This is a genomic window from Flavobacterium melibiosi (genome assembly GCF_048158545.1).
In the GTDB taxonomy this organism is placed as follows: Bacteria; Bacteroidota; Bacteroidia; order Flavobacteriales; family Flavobacteriaceae; genus Flavobacterium; species Flavobacterium melibiosi.
Genome location: NZ_JBLNKU010000003.1, coordinates 270499 through 284803, shown reverse-complemented (window position 1 = coordinate 284803; position 14305 = coordinate 270499). Strand labels below are relative to the sequence as shown.

Below are 14305 nucleotides of genomic sequence, written 5' to 3'. Positions count from 1 at the left end.
ATTGAAAACTAGTTTTTTAATGGTTCTTTTTTTTTTTTGAAATATATAATACGAATATCTAAATCTATTTTGGCTTGAAAAAGCAATGGAAAATGTGGGAATGATGCAACTTATTACGGAAGTTCTATAACATTTATCGTTTCCATGTTGCCCATCTTTGCCTTAAATAATAAAAACAAATGAAAATGAAAAAAGTCCTACTGCTTTGTACCTGTTTAGCAATTACACTAGTATCAAAAGCACAAACTGAAGACAAGAAATGGAATATTGGTCTTCATGGTGGTGTGACACAATATCAAGGAGATCTTGGGAATAATTTTTACAAAACTGATAAAGCATTTTACGGTTTTGGAGGTTTATCTGTATCTAGGTATTTAGGCAGACATTTCGATTTAAATTTTTTAGCTTCAAAAGGAACTATTGGTTACAATAGTACGTTAGGAAGCTTCAAAACTGATTTCAATTCTGTTGCGTTGAACGTAAGATTTAATTTTACTGGACCTGAGTCAGTAGTAAGACCTTATGTATTTGCAGGAGTTGGTGCCATGCTGTTTGACAAAGATCTCAGTTTTGACAAAGATAAAATTGATTATGCATTACCTACTGCAGGTGGTGGATTAAATTTTAGATTGAGTCCGGTCATCATGCTTAATTTACAGGAAACTTTTAGTTTTTCAAATAAAGACAGAAGAGATGGTGTTACTGCAGGCAAAAAAGACGCTTATTTATCTCACATGGCTGGTCTGACTTTCAATTTTGGAGACAAAAAAGATGCTGATAATGATGGCGTTTCTGATCGTAATGATACCTGTCCTGAAACTCCGGCTGGTGTATCAGTAGATGCAAGCGGATGTCCTTTAGATAAAGATAAAGATGGTGTAGCTGATTATTTAGATACATGTCCAGATGTTGCGGGAACTGTTGCTCTAAATGGTTGTCCTGATGCTGATAATGATGGTGTAGCTGATAACAACGATAAATGTCCAGACACTAAAATGGGAACTAAAGTTGATGCAACTGGTTGTCCAATGGATAATGATAAAGATGGTATAACAAATGATTTGGATCGTTGTCCAGATGTTGCGGGTCCTTTGAGTTTAAATGGTTGTCCTGATTCTGATGGAGATGGTGTTGCTGATATGGATGATCGTTGTCCTACAGTAAAAGGAACTATGGAAAATAAAGGGTGTCCTGAAATTACAAAACAAGATATACAAAGAATCACCTATTTGGGAAGTAAAATTTTCTTCGAAAATAATAGTGAAAAATTAAAAGTGGCTTCATTAGTTCAATTGGATGAATTGGTAAACTTAATTAATAAATACGATGCTTCAAATTTAGTTATCGAAGGGCATGCAGACAGCAATGGTAGCGATGCATTCAATTTAGAATTATCTCAAAAACGTACTGAATCAGTTAAAAATTATTTAATGGGTAAAGGTATTTCCGGATCTAGATTGACAGCAATAGGTTATGGTGAAAGCAAACCAATTGCTAGTAACAAAACCGCTTTAGGTCGTGCAAAAAATAGAAGAGTAGAACTGAAAATGAACTACTAAAGACAATAAGATTAGGTTGGGTTTTTTTGGTTTTGGTTAGGGCTGTTGGTGACAACAGCCCTTTTTTTGTGGAGTAAAAATGGTTTTTCAATTATTATTTTAAAGAGAATACCCTGTTTTGAATTTATTTGCCAATAATTTAAAAACATGTAAATTATATAATTTTTCTCTAAAGTTATATAATGATTTTCAGCAATAGATGACTGAACTTTAGCACATTGTAATTTCTCAATTATAATTAGCTGCTAGACCAGGTATCAATCTATTATCTTAAAAAATCTATATGAAAACAACAAAAAAATTAGGCATTTGGATGGATCATTCCATGGCTCATTTAATGGAATTTACATCAAAGCATTTTGAAATAGAAACTATTGAATCAAAGTTTACAAATCGAGAGAAAAATAAAAGCTTAGCTAAAAGCGAAAGTCTGATGCATAATAAGCAGAAACAACAGCTTTTGGATTATTACAAAAAAATAGGTGAAGCCATAAAAAATTACAAACGCGTAATTCTCTTTGGACCTACAGATGCAAAAATAGAACTCTTTGATCTATTGAGTGAAGACACCCGTTTTTTAAAAATTAAATTCGAGATTAAAGACACCGATAAAATGACCGAAAATCAGCAACATACTTTTGTTAAAGAATACTTTTCAAGAGCATAATTCAAACTTTATAAAATTATATATCAACTTAAAAACTTTTAAAAATGCAAACAAGAACCATAGGAATCATAATAACCGTCGTAGGAATAATTATGTTGTTATATAATAGTTTCAATTATGTAACTACAGAAAAGGTAGTTGACTTAGGTCCAATCCAAATAAATAAAGAAGTAAATCATCCATTGGAATGGTCACCTATCGTAGGTGTTGTACTCGCTGTAGTTGGAGTTGTTTTGATTGTTACAAACGAGAAAAAAAATGCTTAACTCTTATAAAAAAACTGTGAATATTATAATTTCTTTATAAAGTTATGTAACACTTTTTGTTTTCTATCTTCTGACCTTTACTATGTTTTAATTAGCATGAATAAAATTGATAATCAACAATTTAAAATTTAAAAAAATGAATATAGATAAATCAATTGAAGTGTTAAACACACTTGTCAAAATTAATAACGATAGAATCGAAGGGTATAAAAGTGCATCAAAAGCAACAGAAAAATATGGCTTAAAAAACATGTTTTTTGAATTTCAACAAACCAGTCAAAAATGTAAATCAGAACTTATAAAAGAAATTAAAAAATTAGGCGGAATTCCAAAAGAAACGGTTAAAATTAATGGCTTTTTCTTTAAGTTTTGCATCAATCTAAAAGCCTATTTTATTTGTAAAGATTGTAAAGACATCATTAATTCATGTGAATCTCATGAGCAAAGAGCAGAGCAACACTATAGTGATGTATTAATTCATAACCTTGAAAGCCTAAATTTTGAACAACAGATTATGTTAAGAAAGCAATACCTGTTAATCAATGTAGACAACAATAAAATAAGAGTTTTAAGAGATGTATTAATCGAAAATAAACATTTCTATTAAATCTTATTTAAATTTAAGGAATAAACCTATTTTGATAACAGAGTACTCTAAATCCGAAAAGTACATATTGTTTTTAAAAAGCTGAAGATTCTTTCTGAAATTTTTATTTTCATGTAGTAGAAATCATTGGTTTAAGAAACCAATAGTAAATCCCCACCTACACAACTCCTCTTGCATCTGGCAAAAAAACATGAAAAATTAGAAATGGGATTTATTCTTCTCAAAAATCTAATAAATTATAAAATATATCAACTGCATACAATTCATTAATCTTCATAAAAATATACTATTTTGATTATTTATTTAAAAAATATTTTTAACGATGTTGGTAAAGTAACGTTGTTTACTACCCAATTTTTTCGCGAAGTCTTTACACCTCCTTATGAAATAAAAGAGTTTATTAAACAATGTTATATAATTGGTTATAAATCTCTGCCGTTAGTAACTATTACCGGTTTTATAATGGGATTAGTACTTACGCTTCAATCAAGACCTACGTTGGCAAAATTTGGTGCAGAATCTTGGTTGCCCGGTATGGTTGCACTCTCCTTAATAAGAGAAATTGCACCTGTAATTACAGCCTTAATTTGTGCCGGAAAAATTTCTTCTGGAATTGGCGCAGAATTGGGCTCGATGAAAGTGACCGAACAAATTGATGCTATGGAAGTTGCAGCTATTAATCCTTATAAATACCTGGTAGTTACACGGATTTTGGCTACTACACTCATGGTTCCTCTTTTAGTGATATTCGCAGATGGAATTGGAATGTATGGTGGGTACATTGGTGTGAATATGCATAGTGATGTTACCCTCTTTCGTTACACTGCCCAAATTTTGGAATCAATTACATTTTTGGATATTTTTCCAGCGACTATTAAAACTTTTTTCTTTGGTTTTTTTATTGGAATGATTGGTTGTTATAAGGGTTATACGGCAGCAAATGGAACAGAAAGTGTAGGTAAAGCAGCTAATTCAGCAGTAGTAACAGCTTCACTGACTATATTTATTATAGACATGGTCGCGGTTCAGTTAACTGATTTATTCTTCTAAAAATGATACAAGAAAAAACAAATATAGATTTTCCTGCAGCTACTAATAAAAATGTTCCCGTAATAGAAATAAAGGATTTACATAAATCTTTTGGGAAAAATGAGGTGTTGAAAGGAATTAATCTTTCCGTAAATAAAGGAGAAAACTTAGTGATTTTAGGAAGATCCGGATCAGGCAAATCAATAACTATAAAGTGTTTAGTGGGATTGGTAGTTGCAGATAAGGGAGAAATAAAGGTATTCGATACCGATATCACAAAAATAGACACTAAAGGACTCAATGAGATTAGGATAAGGATTGGATTTCTTTTTCAAAATGCGGCTTTATATGATTCCATGAGCGTTCGGGAAAACCTTGGTTTTACGTTAAAACGCCATGTAAAGGGTTTGTCTCCTGAAGAGTTAGAAGCTGAAATTACAGAAGTATTAGAGAGCGTAGGATTAGCGGATGCTATTGATAAAATGCCTTCTGAACTATCAGGCGGAATGCGAAAAAGAATTGGACTTGCAAGAACACTGATTCTAAAACCTGAAATAGTATTGTATGATGAACCTACAACAGGATTGGACACCATAACTTCCAGAGAAATAAGTGAATTACTAATCGACATTCAGAAAAAAAACAAAACGACTTCTATTATAATTACGCACGATATGGCTTGTGCAAAATACACCAGCGATCGATTAATGATTCTAAAAGATGGTGTAATTCATGCTGAGGGCAGTTATGAAGAACTGGAAAAAAGTGACGACGAATGGATACGTTCTTTTTTTAGTTAAATTAAAAATAAATTAAAAAAATAAATTAAAAGTTATGAATAAAGAATCTGGGTTCCAATGGAAATTGGGAATGTTTGTTATAATTGGATTGGTACTTTTTGTTTCGGCATTATATTTTGTTGGAAAACAAAAAAATCTATTTGGTTCAACATTTCATTTAAGATCAAACTTCAAATCCGTAAGTGGTCTTGAAGTTGGAAATAATGTCCGCTTTTCGGGTATCAATATAGGAACGGTAAGTGAAATCGAATTAGTCACAGATTCATCTGTGGTAGTGAAATTATTGATAAAAGATGAGGTCAGAAAGTTTATTAAAACGGATGCTGTAGCCAGTATTGGTTCGGATGGATTAATGGGTGATAAAGTATTAACCATCTATGCTGGTACCAACTCTAATCGGATTGTAAAAGACAATGACGTCATTGCTTCTAGAAAAGCTATAGATATGGAAGACGTTATGAGCAGTGTAAAAACCAGCGTAGACAATGCCGGAATAATTACAGCCGAACTTGCTAAATTTAGTTCCAATATGAATAGTGGAAATGGGATGGTATCCAAATTGATGACGGACAAAGAATTTGCTAATAGTATAACAAACACATTAGCCAATTTAGAAACCAGTTCAAATGAATTTGCCAATTTCACAACTAAAATGAATAATGGCAAAGGTGCTTTATCCAAATTAGTAACTGACGAAAAGATGGGAAGAACAATCGATTCCACCTTAACAAATGTCAAAACAGGAACCGAAGGACTTAATGAAGTGATAGAGGCTGCTAAACATAATTTTTTATTAAGAGGCTATTTCAATAAAAAGAAAAAAGAGGAAGATAAAAAACTGGAGGGATTAGATGGACAAGAAGAATTAGAAATGAAAAAGGAATTAAACATTGTTGATGAGAAGGAAGCAACAAAATAAGTTTTAATTCTAAAAAGGTTGTTGACAATTGAACATTCAAAAAAGGCATAGTTAAAAGCATATCTAGCAATGTATTATAATTTATTGCAGCTAAAAACAGAATATTAGAACTTTTACCGGAATAGGAAAATCTATAGTTTAGAAAATACTTATTTTTAAACCATTGAAAGTGTAAATCCTACAACATTATACTAAAGTTCTGTAACACTCCCTTTTAAAGTTGGGACTATCTTTACCTGGTAATGAAAATGTTTTATAAACTTAAAAAAAATGAAAATGAAAAAAATGAAAATTGTTTTATCTTTTATCATGCTTGGATTACTAATAATTTCATGTAACAGTGATGATACAAAATCCAGTTATCCTTATGCTGTAAGATTGACTGATGCACCAGGTCCTTATGATGAGGTAAATGTAGACATACAAGGTGTAGAAATAACTGGCGAAGGAGGAGAAACTGTTTCTCTAAATGTTAAAAAAGGTATTTATAACCTACTTGATTTTTCTAACGGAGTTGATACGCTAATTGCTACTGATTCATTGGAAGTATCCAAAGTAGAACAAATAAGACTTATATTAGGAACTAACAATACAGTTGTGCTTAATAATGTAAGTTATCCTTTGAGTACTCCTAGTGCGGAACAAAGCGGATTGAAACTTCAAGTTCATCAAACGCTTCAACAAGGTATCCTGTATAGTGTTCTTCTTGATTTTGATGCCAATAAATCTATTGTTAGCACAGGTAATGGTACTTATAAATTGAAACCAGTTATCCGAACAATAGAAACCGCAATAAGTGGTTCTATAAAAGGTAAAATTACTCCCGTAGGTACAATGGCAGTAGTTCAAGCAACTTCGGCCACAGCTGAAACCTATTCAACAAATGTAAATGAGAATGGCGAGTTTTTAGTTATGGGACTTCCTCCTGGAACCTATAGCATAACCATCACTCCTGTTTTACCACTTATAGCTGCTACCAAAACTGATATTATTGTAACAGCAGGTGCAACAGCTGACATAGGAACTATAATATTGCTATAGAATCGATTACAAATTAATTTTAATAAGACAATACATTTTAAATCATTAGAGGCATCATTACATTTTACGATGCTTTTAATGATTTAATTTTTTTAGTATTTGAATAAAAATACCAAACTAAATAACTAAAATTTTAATTTATTATGGAAACTGAAAAACAACTTAATGATGCAATTCTAAAAATGACTTTGACTATTCAAAATGAGTATCCTGAATTGTCAAAATATTTAATTGAAATGCCTGTTACTATCCCTGATGCCTCTAATCCTCAAATAAATATCAAAACGCTTAAAGATTATTATGAATCTTTGAATTCAATACTAAAAGAATATACTCCAAATCATACTAAATAATAAGACTATAATTTATAGAATTGCATTTTTAAGTTCACTTGCAATTCAAGAATCCTTTACCCTACTTTCTGTTTAACTGTTAATTATCCCTTGAAACAGCGAACAATACCTAAGAAATACAGAAATAAACCGGAACGGAAAACAACATAACTCTAAAGAAAACAGAGAATTTTATCAAGATATTTAATTTGTCATTTTTCCAAAAACAATAAATTTTTCTCCATTAATCCTGAATGAAAAATCACAATATTTACTATTTGAAATACCAATTGACATTTAATTATGATTTAATTTAAAGCTTTACTTCTTAAACAAAGGTGTGAATAATATAAGTCTTGTCTTAAATTCTATAAGCCGTTACATCGCTTTTTCCCTCAACTTTGTAGAGTTCCGAATATTTTTTCGAAACTTAAATAAAATAGAAATGAATACTACAGAGCTAGAAGGAAATTGGGAAGAGCAAAAAGGAAAATTAAAACAAAAATTTGCAGCCTTAACTGATAACGATTTACTTTTTAAAGAAGGTCTGAAAGATGAAATGATAGGAAAACTTGAAATAAAATTAGGCAAAACCAAAGAGGAATTACTTAAAATTATCGAAAACCTTTAAATAATTGCATTTTTAACATATGCCAATTATTTCTATTTCATTGAATACTTAGGTTAAAACCGTTAAATAATTCAACCTGGCTTAACTAAATTGTACCAAGTTAAATTAAAAATGGTAAACAAAAAACCCTTTTCAATCACTTCAAAAAATCAAACTTAAAATTATTAAAAATGAAGAAAACAATTTATACTCTTGCCCTAACAACATTTATAGCAGGATCAGTACTAGTGGGATGTCAGACTTCTACAAAAAAAGAGCTGGAAGCTAAAGATAAAGTAACCGATGCTCAAAGAGAAGTGCGAGATGCCAAAGAAGAATTGATGGAAGCAAGAAAAGAAGCAACTGCAGAAGAATGGCAAACATTCAAAAACGAAACTGCTGCAAAAGTCAATGAAAATGAAAATAAAATTGCTGAGTTGAAAGCAAAAATGAAAAAAACCGGAAATTCAATTGACGCAATGTATGCAAAAAAAATTGAGGAACTGGAACAAAAAAATAAGGATATTGAAGCTAAAGTTGAAACCTATAAAAATGACAGAAGTAGTGATTGGGAATCATTTAAACGCGAATACAATCATGATATGACTGAATTAGGTGAGGCTTTAAAAGACATGACGATTGACAATAAAAACTGATACAAAAAGAAATAATTTAAAAAGGCGAGTTTTCTAACTCGCCTTTTTTTTGTCAAAATTATTCTTAAAAAGCAGAAAAAAAAGAGCATAAAAAACCCTATAATTACTAAAAGGTGTGAATAATATAAATTTTAGAAAAAGTATTGTAACACTTTTCTTTTATATCATTCTCAACTTTGTAAGTAACAAATTTACAATTAATTAAACCTAATAAAAACAAATATGAAAAGTTCAAAAACACTGATTTACGCTTCCTTAGTATTAACTTTTATGGCTTTTACCAGTTCCAAAGCACAAGATGACGGGACAAAAATAGGTATAAAAGGTGGAGTAAATTTCTCTAACCTATATACTGACGATGTTGATGACAATAATGTGTTAACTGGATTTAATGTGGGCTTTTTTGCTAAATTACCTATTGCAGATAATATCGCTTTGCAACCTGAGATCTCTTATACTGGAAAAGGAGCTGAACTAGTTTACAACAACGCCTTAGTGAGTGGAACTGCACAATTTAAATTAGATTACATTGAAGTGCCTCTTTTATTAGTGGTAAATGTTACCAAGAATTTCAATATTCATGCTGGACCTTATGCCGCTTATTTGATTAGTGGTAAAACGACTAACAAATCAGATAATGGTAATTATAATTTCGAAGACAATATTGACACAGATGATTTCAACAGATTTGATGCTGGTCTTGCTGGAGGTATTGGTCTGGATTTAGAGCCTGTTAGTTTTGGAGTACGTTACAATTATGGACTGACTAAAATTGGAAAAGATGATTCATCAAATAACTTTACTTCTCCAGATGCTAAAAACAGTGCTTTAAGTGTCTATGCTGCATTTTCATTTTAATCAAATTCAAAACAACAGATTAATTTAATATTAAGTTAATTTTTTATACCATAAAGCACTGTAAAACAGAACTATATAATTTATTTTATATAACTTTACTAAACAATTAATTTAACTAATTAATCATTAAAAATAGAAATTATGAGCAACCTTCTTTACACCATCGCAGTTATTTTAGTTCTTTTTTGGGCAATTGGTTTCTTTGCATACAGTGCAGGATCAATTATTCATATTCTTCTTGTCATTGCAGTTATAGCAATCCTATTTAGACTTATTCAAGGTAGAAAAATATAATTAATCATACCTTATAAAAAATATACAACAACAAATAAAATTAAAATCATAAAAATTAAAAATCATGGGCAACCTTCTTTACACCATCGCAGTTATTTTAGTAATCTTTTGGGCAATTGGATTCTTCGCATTTAGCTTAGGTTCAATCATTCACGTACTTCTTGTTATTGCAGTTATAGCAATACTATTTAGACTTATACAAGGTAGAGGCATTTAATAAAAAACAAATTATAATAATAAAATAAAAAATTATGAAAGCAGATAAAATAATATTAGGAGTTTTAGGTGGTCTTGCAGCAGGTGCAATATTAGGAATTATGTTAGCACCGGATAAAGGCGATAAAACGAGAAAAAAAATTATGGATAAAAGCAATGATTATGCAGATGAGTTAAAAGACAAATTGGATACATTGTTAGGAACCATAAATAAAAAATATGAAAAAATTTGGAATGAAGGTGAAACTTTAATTGCAGAAGGAAAATCAAAATTTTACGATGCAAAAAATGAAGGCGAAAGTCTTATTGCAGAAGGAAAATCAAAATTTTATGATGCAAAAAACGAAATTAAAAATACAAGTATCTAAAAAGACACTTGAATATTAAAATTTCAATTCTAAATACTACACGATTAAAAATTAAATTATGGACAACTTTACAGCATCAATAGAAACGCTTTTTGAAAGGGCCGAGGACTATACAAGGACAAGTGCCGAATTGGTTAAGCTAAATGCAATTGACAAATCAGCGGATGTCATGTCTTCTTTACTCTCAAGATTAACCGTAGCTATTTTTGCTGTTATGTTTGTTCTACTAATAAATATTGGCCTTTCCTTATGGATAGGAGAAATAATAGGAAAACCTTACTTGGGCTTTTTTATAGTATCCAGCTTTTATTTAATAGTCTCAATTATACTGTATTATTTTAAAGACCAATGGATTAAAATCCCTATCAGTAATTTCATTATAACTAAACTGCTTAAAAAAAAATAGTATGAAAAAGATAAACCAAACAGATTTACTTAATCAAACCATCATCTATTTAGAAAATAAGCAGGCTTTAGAATTATATGCTTTAAAGGAACAGTTTCAATTAACTTACGAAAGTCTAAAACCTTTAAATATTATAAAAAATGCTTTTACTGAGATGACAACTTCCCCAAATATAAAAGGAAATATCATCAATAATGTTGTTGGAATGGTAACGGGCTACTTAACAAAAAAAGTTTTGGTAGGATCAACCCATAATCCAATCAAAAAAATATTAGGGACACTGTTGCAATTTGTTATAACCAATGTTGCTACAAAGCATTCTGATACTTTAAAATCTTAAAATTCACAATACTTTTATTGAAAATTAAATACTGATAATAAATAATTTACTTTATTTTTTATAATCAGACTGAAAACTATTAATTCTTTTGAAACTCAAAGTAATTAATAGATTTTCACAGTTAGGGTAATTTGTATTTTTAAAGATCCACGTCATTTTTTCTTAAACCTTTGAATCGAAAGAACAATGAATATAAGAATAAAAAAGGAAGAGCTAATAATTACAAATAAGGAACTTGTTTTTCAAAACCAAGAAAAAGAAAAACGAGCTGCTGAATTAATTATTGCTAATAAAGAACTAGCCTTTCAAAACCAAGAAAAAGAAAAACGAGCTGCTGAATTAATTATTGCAAATAAAGAACTTCTTTTCCAAAATGATGAAAAAGAGAAAAGAGCTGCTGAATTAATTATTGCTAACACTGAACTTGCTTTTCAAAACGAGGAAAAAGAGAAAAGAGCTGCTGAATTAAATATTGCTAATCGAGAGCTTGCTTTTCAAAACGAAGAGAAAGAAAAACGTGCAGCTGAATTAATTATCGCTAACAAGGAGCTTGCCTTTCAAAATGATGAAAAAGAAAAAAGAGCAATTGAATTGATTGTTGCTAATAGAGAGCTTGCTTTTCAGAACCTGGAAAAAGAAGAACGTGCTAAAGAGCTAGATATTGCAAACAAAAAACTTGCTTTCAAAAACGAAGAGAAAAGAATCCAGACTGCTCAACTTAATATTGTTAATAGAGAACTCGCTTTTCAAAACCAAGAAAAAGAAAAACGTGCCGCCGAGTTACTAATGGCTAACAGAGAACTTCTATTTCAGAACGAAGAGAAAGAAAAACGTGCTGCAGAGTTACTAAAGGCAAATTTAGAACTTAAAAAAGCGGAAGAATATCAGAACGAATATATAAATGGTTTGGAGGAAATTATGTTTATGACTTCACATAAAGTAAGACAGCCCATTGCCAATATATTAGGATTATCTTATCTGATAAACAATCAATTTGCAAATTCAAAAGATGAAATAAAAGAATCCTTGGATTACATCAAACAATCTGCTTTGATACTTGATAAGTTCACAAAAGAGCTAACCCTTTTTATTTTCAACTTGAGACAAAAAGGGAAAAAGAATAAATGTGCTTAACTAAAATCATTTTTTATGTTTTTAGCTTTTAAATAATACTATAAAATCGAGAACTTAGAAATCTCGATTTTTTTTGTTACCATCTAAAAAAAAAGGAATTTAGTTTTTTTAAATATCTTTCTTAAATATTTGGAATATAGCTTCCATTTTAAGATTGCCTTTTTTCTTCAAAATAAACACTGTTACAATTCATTTCTTCATACACTTCTTCTTTTTTCTGCATTTTAGAGCACATAATAATTGCTATAACACTTTGTTAACACAGCAATAAATTCAATATATTGATTTTCAATAACATACAAAAAACGTTAACAATTCAAATAAGTGAATCTTACAACTTCCATTTTTAATTATGTAACTCTTCTATCCAATAACTAAACAATCTTTGCTGTACAAAATACTTAATCCCCTAAAATCAATAAAATGAAAACTAAAAATTTACTATTAACCTTTGCAATACTGATTATTGCATTAATTTCTGGTTGTGCAGAAGACGATTTTGTAGAAACAGTAGGTGTATGTCCTGTTGTATCATCAACAATTCCTGCTAACGGCGCTTTAGGCGTTCCATTTAATCAGATAATCTCTGTCACTTTCAATGAAGAGATAAATGCAGCAACGATTAACCCATCCACTTTTATTATTACAGAAGCTGATGGAACAGCTGTTGCTGGTACTGTCACGTATAGTGGAACAACAGCGACATTTACTCCAGCAAGTCCACTTAGTCCTAATACAACCTACACTGGTAGAATTACAACAGGAGTTAAAGATGTAATGGGTAATGCGCTTCAAACAGATCATGTTTGGACATTTGCTACTGGGATGATTATTGTTCCTGTCGTGATTACTACAGATCCAACAAATAATGAAATAAACGTTGCTCTTAATAAAATAATCACTGCAACATTCAGTGTACCAATGGATCCATTGACAATAAATAATTCAACATTTACTGTAAAACAAGGAACAAACACGATTACTGGAGTAATTACCTATACTGGATCAACAGTATCTTTTACACCAACAAATCCATTAACCGCTAATACTGTTTATACTGTTACTATAACAACAGGCGCTAAAAGTTTACAAGGAACACCATTAGCTACTAATCATGTATGGAATTTTACAACAGTACCTGTACCAACAGTTACTGCTACAGATCCACTTAATAATGCTATAGCAGTTGATTTAAACAAAACAGTTACAGCTAACTTTAGCTTAACAATGGATCCTTTGACTATAAATGCAACTACTTTTACTTTGAAACAAGGTACTACAGTAATTCCAGGTGTAGTTATTTATACTGGTGGTAATACTGCTTCATTTAACCCGGTAAATTCACTTGATCCAGGACTTGTTTATACAGCTACCATTACAACTGGTGCTAAAAGTGCAGCAGGTATTCCATTAGCGAATAACTATGTATGGAATTTCACCACAGCAAATGTAGCTACTCCATCCCCAATAATTACAAGCGGTTTGTTTTTTGGAGTTTTTGGAGGAAATGCAGGAATGACCAATCAAGGATTATTAACTGTAGTAAATGGAGCAATCGGAACTACTGCTGCTTCATCTTTAGTAACAGGATTTACAGATGGTACAAGTGGAGATGTTTATACCGTAACCCCATTAAATAATGGAGTTGTAACTGATGGAATATTTACAGATGCACCTATGCCAGGAAATGCTAATAAAGCAGCAACTGCATTAGCTGGATTGAATGCAGCGAGAGATCTTTATAACAGTATTTCTCCAGCTTCAATGCCAGGTGGCGTTGCTAATCCGGGTGCTGGTGAATTAGGTGGATTAACGTTAGCTCCTGGTATTTATACAGCTTCAAGCTCTTTTAGCATCACTAACGGAAATCTTACCTTAAATGCGAATGGTGATCCCAATGCAAAATGGTACTTTCAAGCACCTTCGACTTTAACAGTAGGTGATTCAATGCCAAGTAGTGTTACATTTTTAAACGGTGTTGGTAATCCTAATAATGTTTATTGGTATGTTGGTACTTCAGCGGTTATTAACTACGCCGGTGGTGGAGTTATGGTTGGAAACATTATCGCCAATTCTGGAGTGACTTTGTCTTCTCCTGCCAATAGTACAAATCCTTTTTTAACGGTACTAAATGGTAGAGCGATTTCTCTAGTGGCTTCAGTTACTATGGTAAATACAACTATTAATGTACCTAATAACTAGG

19 protein-coding genes are annotated in these 14305 nt (G+C 30.9%); all 19 read left to right on the top strand.

Features of this window, described 5'->3' with window-relative positions; all coding sequences use genetic code 11:
- Positions 1–185: 185 nt before the first annotated feature.
- The 19 genes from ACM55F_RS05290 to ACM55F_RS05200 all read left to right on the top strand — a co-directional run bounded on the left by ACM55F_RS05290 (position 186) and on the right by ACM55F_RS05200 (position 14304).
- On the top strand, positions 186–1559 hold the full coding sequence (locus tag ACM55F_RS05290) for an OmpA family protein (protein WP_416852701.1): 1374 nt from the start codon (positions 186–188) through the stop codon (positions 1557–1559).
- A gap of 283 nt (positions 1560–1842) precedes the next feature.
- Positions 1843–2226 carry a hypothetical protein gene (locus ACM55F_RS05285; protein ID WP_416852700.1) on the top strand — a complete coding sequence of 128 codons (384 nt, stop codon included), beginning with the start codon at positions 1843–1845 and terminating at the stop codon, positions 2224–2226.
- Positions 2227–2270: 44 nt separating this feature from the next.
- On the top strand, positions 2271–2492 hold the full coding sequence (locus tag ACM55F_RS05280; protein ID WP_416852699.1) for a hypothetical protein: 222 nt from the start codon (positions 2271–2273) through the stop codon (positions 2490–2492).
- A 136-nt stretch (positions 2493–2628) separates the two neighbouring features.
- Positions 2629–3099: a PA2169 family four-helix-bundle protein gene (locus ACM55F_RS05275; protein WP_416852697.1), complete on the top strand. Its 471-nt coding sequence runs from the start codon at positions 2629–2631 to the stop codon at positions 3097–3099.
- A gap of 291 nt (positions 3100–3390) precedes the next feature.
- Positions 3391–4149, top strand: a complete 759-nt coding sequence (locus ACM55F_RS05270) for an MlaE family ABC transporter permease (protein ID WP_416852696.1) — start codon at positions 3391–3393, stop codon at positions 4147–4149.
- 2 nt (positions 4150–4151) lie between these two features.
- A complete protein-coding gene (locus ACM55F_RS05265) occupies positions 4152–4928 on the top strand; it encodes an ABC transporter ATP-binding protein (RefSeq protein ID WP_416852695.1) in 777 nt (258 codons plus the stop codon).
- Positions 4929–4962: 34 nt separating this feature from the next.
- A complete protein-coding gene (locus ACM55F_RS05260; RefSeq protein WP_416852694.1) occupies positions 4963–5847 on the top strand; it encodes an MlaD family protein in 885 nt (294 codons plus the stop codon).
- 276 nt (positions 5848–6123) lie between these two features.
- Positions 6124–6888 (top strand): DUF4382 domain-containing protein, encoded by a 765-nt coding sequence (locus ACM55F_RS05255; protein WP_416852693.1) that lies wholly within the window; start codon positions 6124–6126, stop codon positions 6886–6888.
- A 143-nt stretch (positions 6889–7031) separates the two neighbouring features.
- Complete coding sequence (locus tag ACM55F_RS05250) at positions 7032–7241, top strand: hypothetical protein (RefSeq protein ID WP_416852692.1); 210 nt, start codon at positions 7032–7034, stop codon at positions 7239–7241.
- A gap of 424 nt (positions 7242–7665) precedes the next feature.
- The gene (locus ACM55F_RS05245; RefSeq protein ID WP_416852691.1) at positions 7666–7851 is read left to right on the top strand and encodes a CsbD family protein; all 186 of its coding nucleotides are present in this window, start codon (positions 7666–7668) and stop codon (positions 7849–7851) included.
- A gap of 170 nt (positions 7852–8021) precedes the next feature.
- The gene (locus ACM55F_RS05240) at positions 8022–8486 is read left to right on the top strand and encodes a sll1863 family stress response protein (RefSeq protein WP_416852689.1); all 465 of its coding nucleotides are present in this window, start codon (positions 8022–8024) and stop codon (positions 8484–8486) included.
- Positions 8487–8708: 222 nt separating this feature from the next.
- Complete coding sequence (locus ACM55F_RS05235) at positions 8709–9344, top strand: porin family protein (RefSeq protein ID WP_416852688.1); 636 nt, start codon at positions 8709–8711, stop codon at positions 9342–9344.
- Between the two features lie 141 nt (positions 9345–9485).
- The gene (locus ACM55F_RS05230; RefSeq protein WP_416852687.1) at positions 9486–9638 is read left to right on the top strand and encodes a lmo0937 family membrane protein; all 153 of its coding nucleotides are present in this window, start codon (positions 9486–9488) and stop codon (positions 9636–9638) included.
- 64 nt (positions 9639–9702) lie between these two features.
- On the top strand, positions 9703–9855 hold the full coding sequence (locus tag ACM55F_RS05225; RefSeq protein ID WP_113633709.1) for a lmo0937 family membrane protein: 153 nt from the start codon (positions 9703–9705) through the stop codon (positions 9853–9855).
- A 34-nt stretch (positions 9856–9889) separates the two neighbouring features.
- The gene (locus ACM55F_RS05220) at positions 9890–10222 is read left to right on the top strand and encodes a YtxH domain-containing protein (protein WP_416852686.1); all 333 of its coding nucleotides are present in this window, start codon (positions 9890–9892) and stop codon (positions 10220–10222) included.
- A gap of 58 nt (positions 10223–10280) precedes the next feature.
- Positions 10281–10628, top strand: a complete 348-nt coding sequence (locus tag ACM55F_RS05215) for a hypothetical protein (protein WP_416852685.1) — start codon at positions 10281–10283, stop codon at positions 10626–10628.
- A 1-nt stretch (position 10629) separates the two neighbouring features.
- Positions 10630–10968, top strand: a complete 339-nt coding sequence (locus tag ACM55F_RS05210; RefSeq protein ID WP_416852683.1) for a hypothetical protein — start codon at positions 10630–10632, stop codon at positions 10966–10968.
- A gap of 186 nt (positions 10969–11154) precedes the next feature.
- Positions 11155–12102, top strand: a complete 948-nt coding sequence (locus ACM55F_RS05205; RefSeq protein ID WP_416852682.1) for a diguanylate cyclase — start codon at positions 11155–11157, stop codon at positions 12100–12102.
- A 423-nt stretch (positions 12103–12525) separates the two neighbouring features.
- Positions 12526–14304 (top strand): Ig-like domain-containing protein, encoded by a 1779-nt coding sequence (locus tag ACM55F_RS05200; protein WP_416852681.1) that lies wholly within the window; start codon positions 12526–12528, stop codon positions 14302–14304.
- Position 14305: the final 1 nt, after the last annotated feature.

Excerpts from the sequence above, each read along its gene's own strand:
- ACM55F_RS05290 (WP_416852701.1), top strand. The coding sequence starts at position 186 with ATGAAAAAAGTCCTACTGCTTTGTACCTGTTTAGCAATTACACTAGTA.
- ACM55F_RS05285 (WP_416852700.1), top strand. The coding sequence starts at position 1,843 with ATGAAAACAACAAAAAAATTAGGCATTTGGATGGATCATTCCATGGCT.
- ACM55F_RS05280 (WP_416852699.1), top strand. The coding sequence starts at position 2,271 with ATGCAAACAAGAACCATAGGAATCATAATAACCGTCGTAGGAATAATT.
- ACM55F_RS05275 (WP_416852697.1), top strand. The coding sequence starts at position 2,629 with ATGAATATAGATAAATCAATTGAAGTGTTAAACACACTTGTCAAAATT.
- ACM55F_RS05265 (WP_416852695.1), top strand. The coding sequence starts at position 4,152 with ATGATACAAGAAAAAACAAATATAGATTTTCCTGCAGCTACTAATAAA.
- ACM55F_RS05260 (WP_416852694.1), top strand. The coding sequence starts at position 4,963 with ATGAATAAAGAATCTGGGTTCCAATGGAAATTGGGAATGTTTGTTATA.
- ACM55F_RS05255 (WP_416852693.1), top strand. The coding sequence starts at position 6,124 with ATGAAAAAAATGAAAATTGTTTTATCTTTTATCATGCTTGGATTACTA.
- ACM55F_RS05250 (WP_416852692.1), top strand. The coding sequence starts at position 7,032 with ATGGAAACTGAAAAACAACTTAATGATGCAATTCTAAAAATGACTTTG.
- ACM55F_RS05245 (WP_416852691.1), top strand. The coding sequence starts at position 7,666 with ATGAATACTACAGAGCTAGAAGGAAATTGGGAAGAGCAAAAAGGAAAA.
- ACM55F_RS05240 (WP_416852689.1), top strand. The coding sequence starts at position 8,022 with ATGAAGAAAACAATTTATACTCTTGCCCTAACAACATTTATAGCAGGA.
- ACM55F_RS05235 (WP_416852688.1), top strand. The coding sequence starts at position 8,709 with ATGAAAAGTTCAAAAACACTGATTTACGCTTCCTTAGTATTAACTTTT.
- ACM55F_RS05230 (WP_416852687.1), top strand. The coding sequence starts at position 9,486 with ATGAGCAACCTTCTTTACACCATCGCAGTTATTTTAGTTCTTTTTTGG.
- ACM55F_RS05225 (WP_113633709.1), top strand. The coding sequence starts at position 9,703 with ATGGGCAACCTTCTTTACACCATCGCAGTTATTTTAGTAATCTTTTGG.
- ACM55F_RS05220 (WP_416852686.1), top strand. The coding sequence starts at position 9,890 with ATGAAAGCAGATAAAATAATATTAGGAGTTTTAGGTGGTCTTGCAGCA.
- ACM55F_RS05215 (WP_416852685.1), top strand. The coding sequence starts at position 10,281 with ATGGACAACTTTACAGCATCAATAGAAACGCTTTTTGAAAGGGCCGAG.
- ACM55F_RS05210 (WP_416852683.1), top strand. The coding sequence starts at position 10,630 with ATGAAAAAGATAAACCAAACAGATTTACTTAATCAAACCATCATCTAT.
- ACM55F_RS05205 (WP_416852682.1), top strand. The coding sequence starts at position 11,155 with ATGAATATAAGAATAAAAAAGGAAGAGCTAATAATTACAAATAAGGAA.
- ACM55F_RS05200 (WP_416852681.1), top strand. The coding sequence starts at position 12,526 with ATGAAAACTAAAAATTTACTATTAACCTTTGCAATACTGATTATTGCA.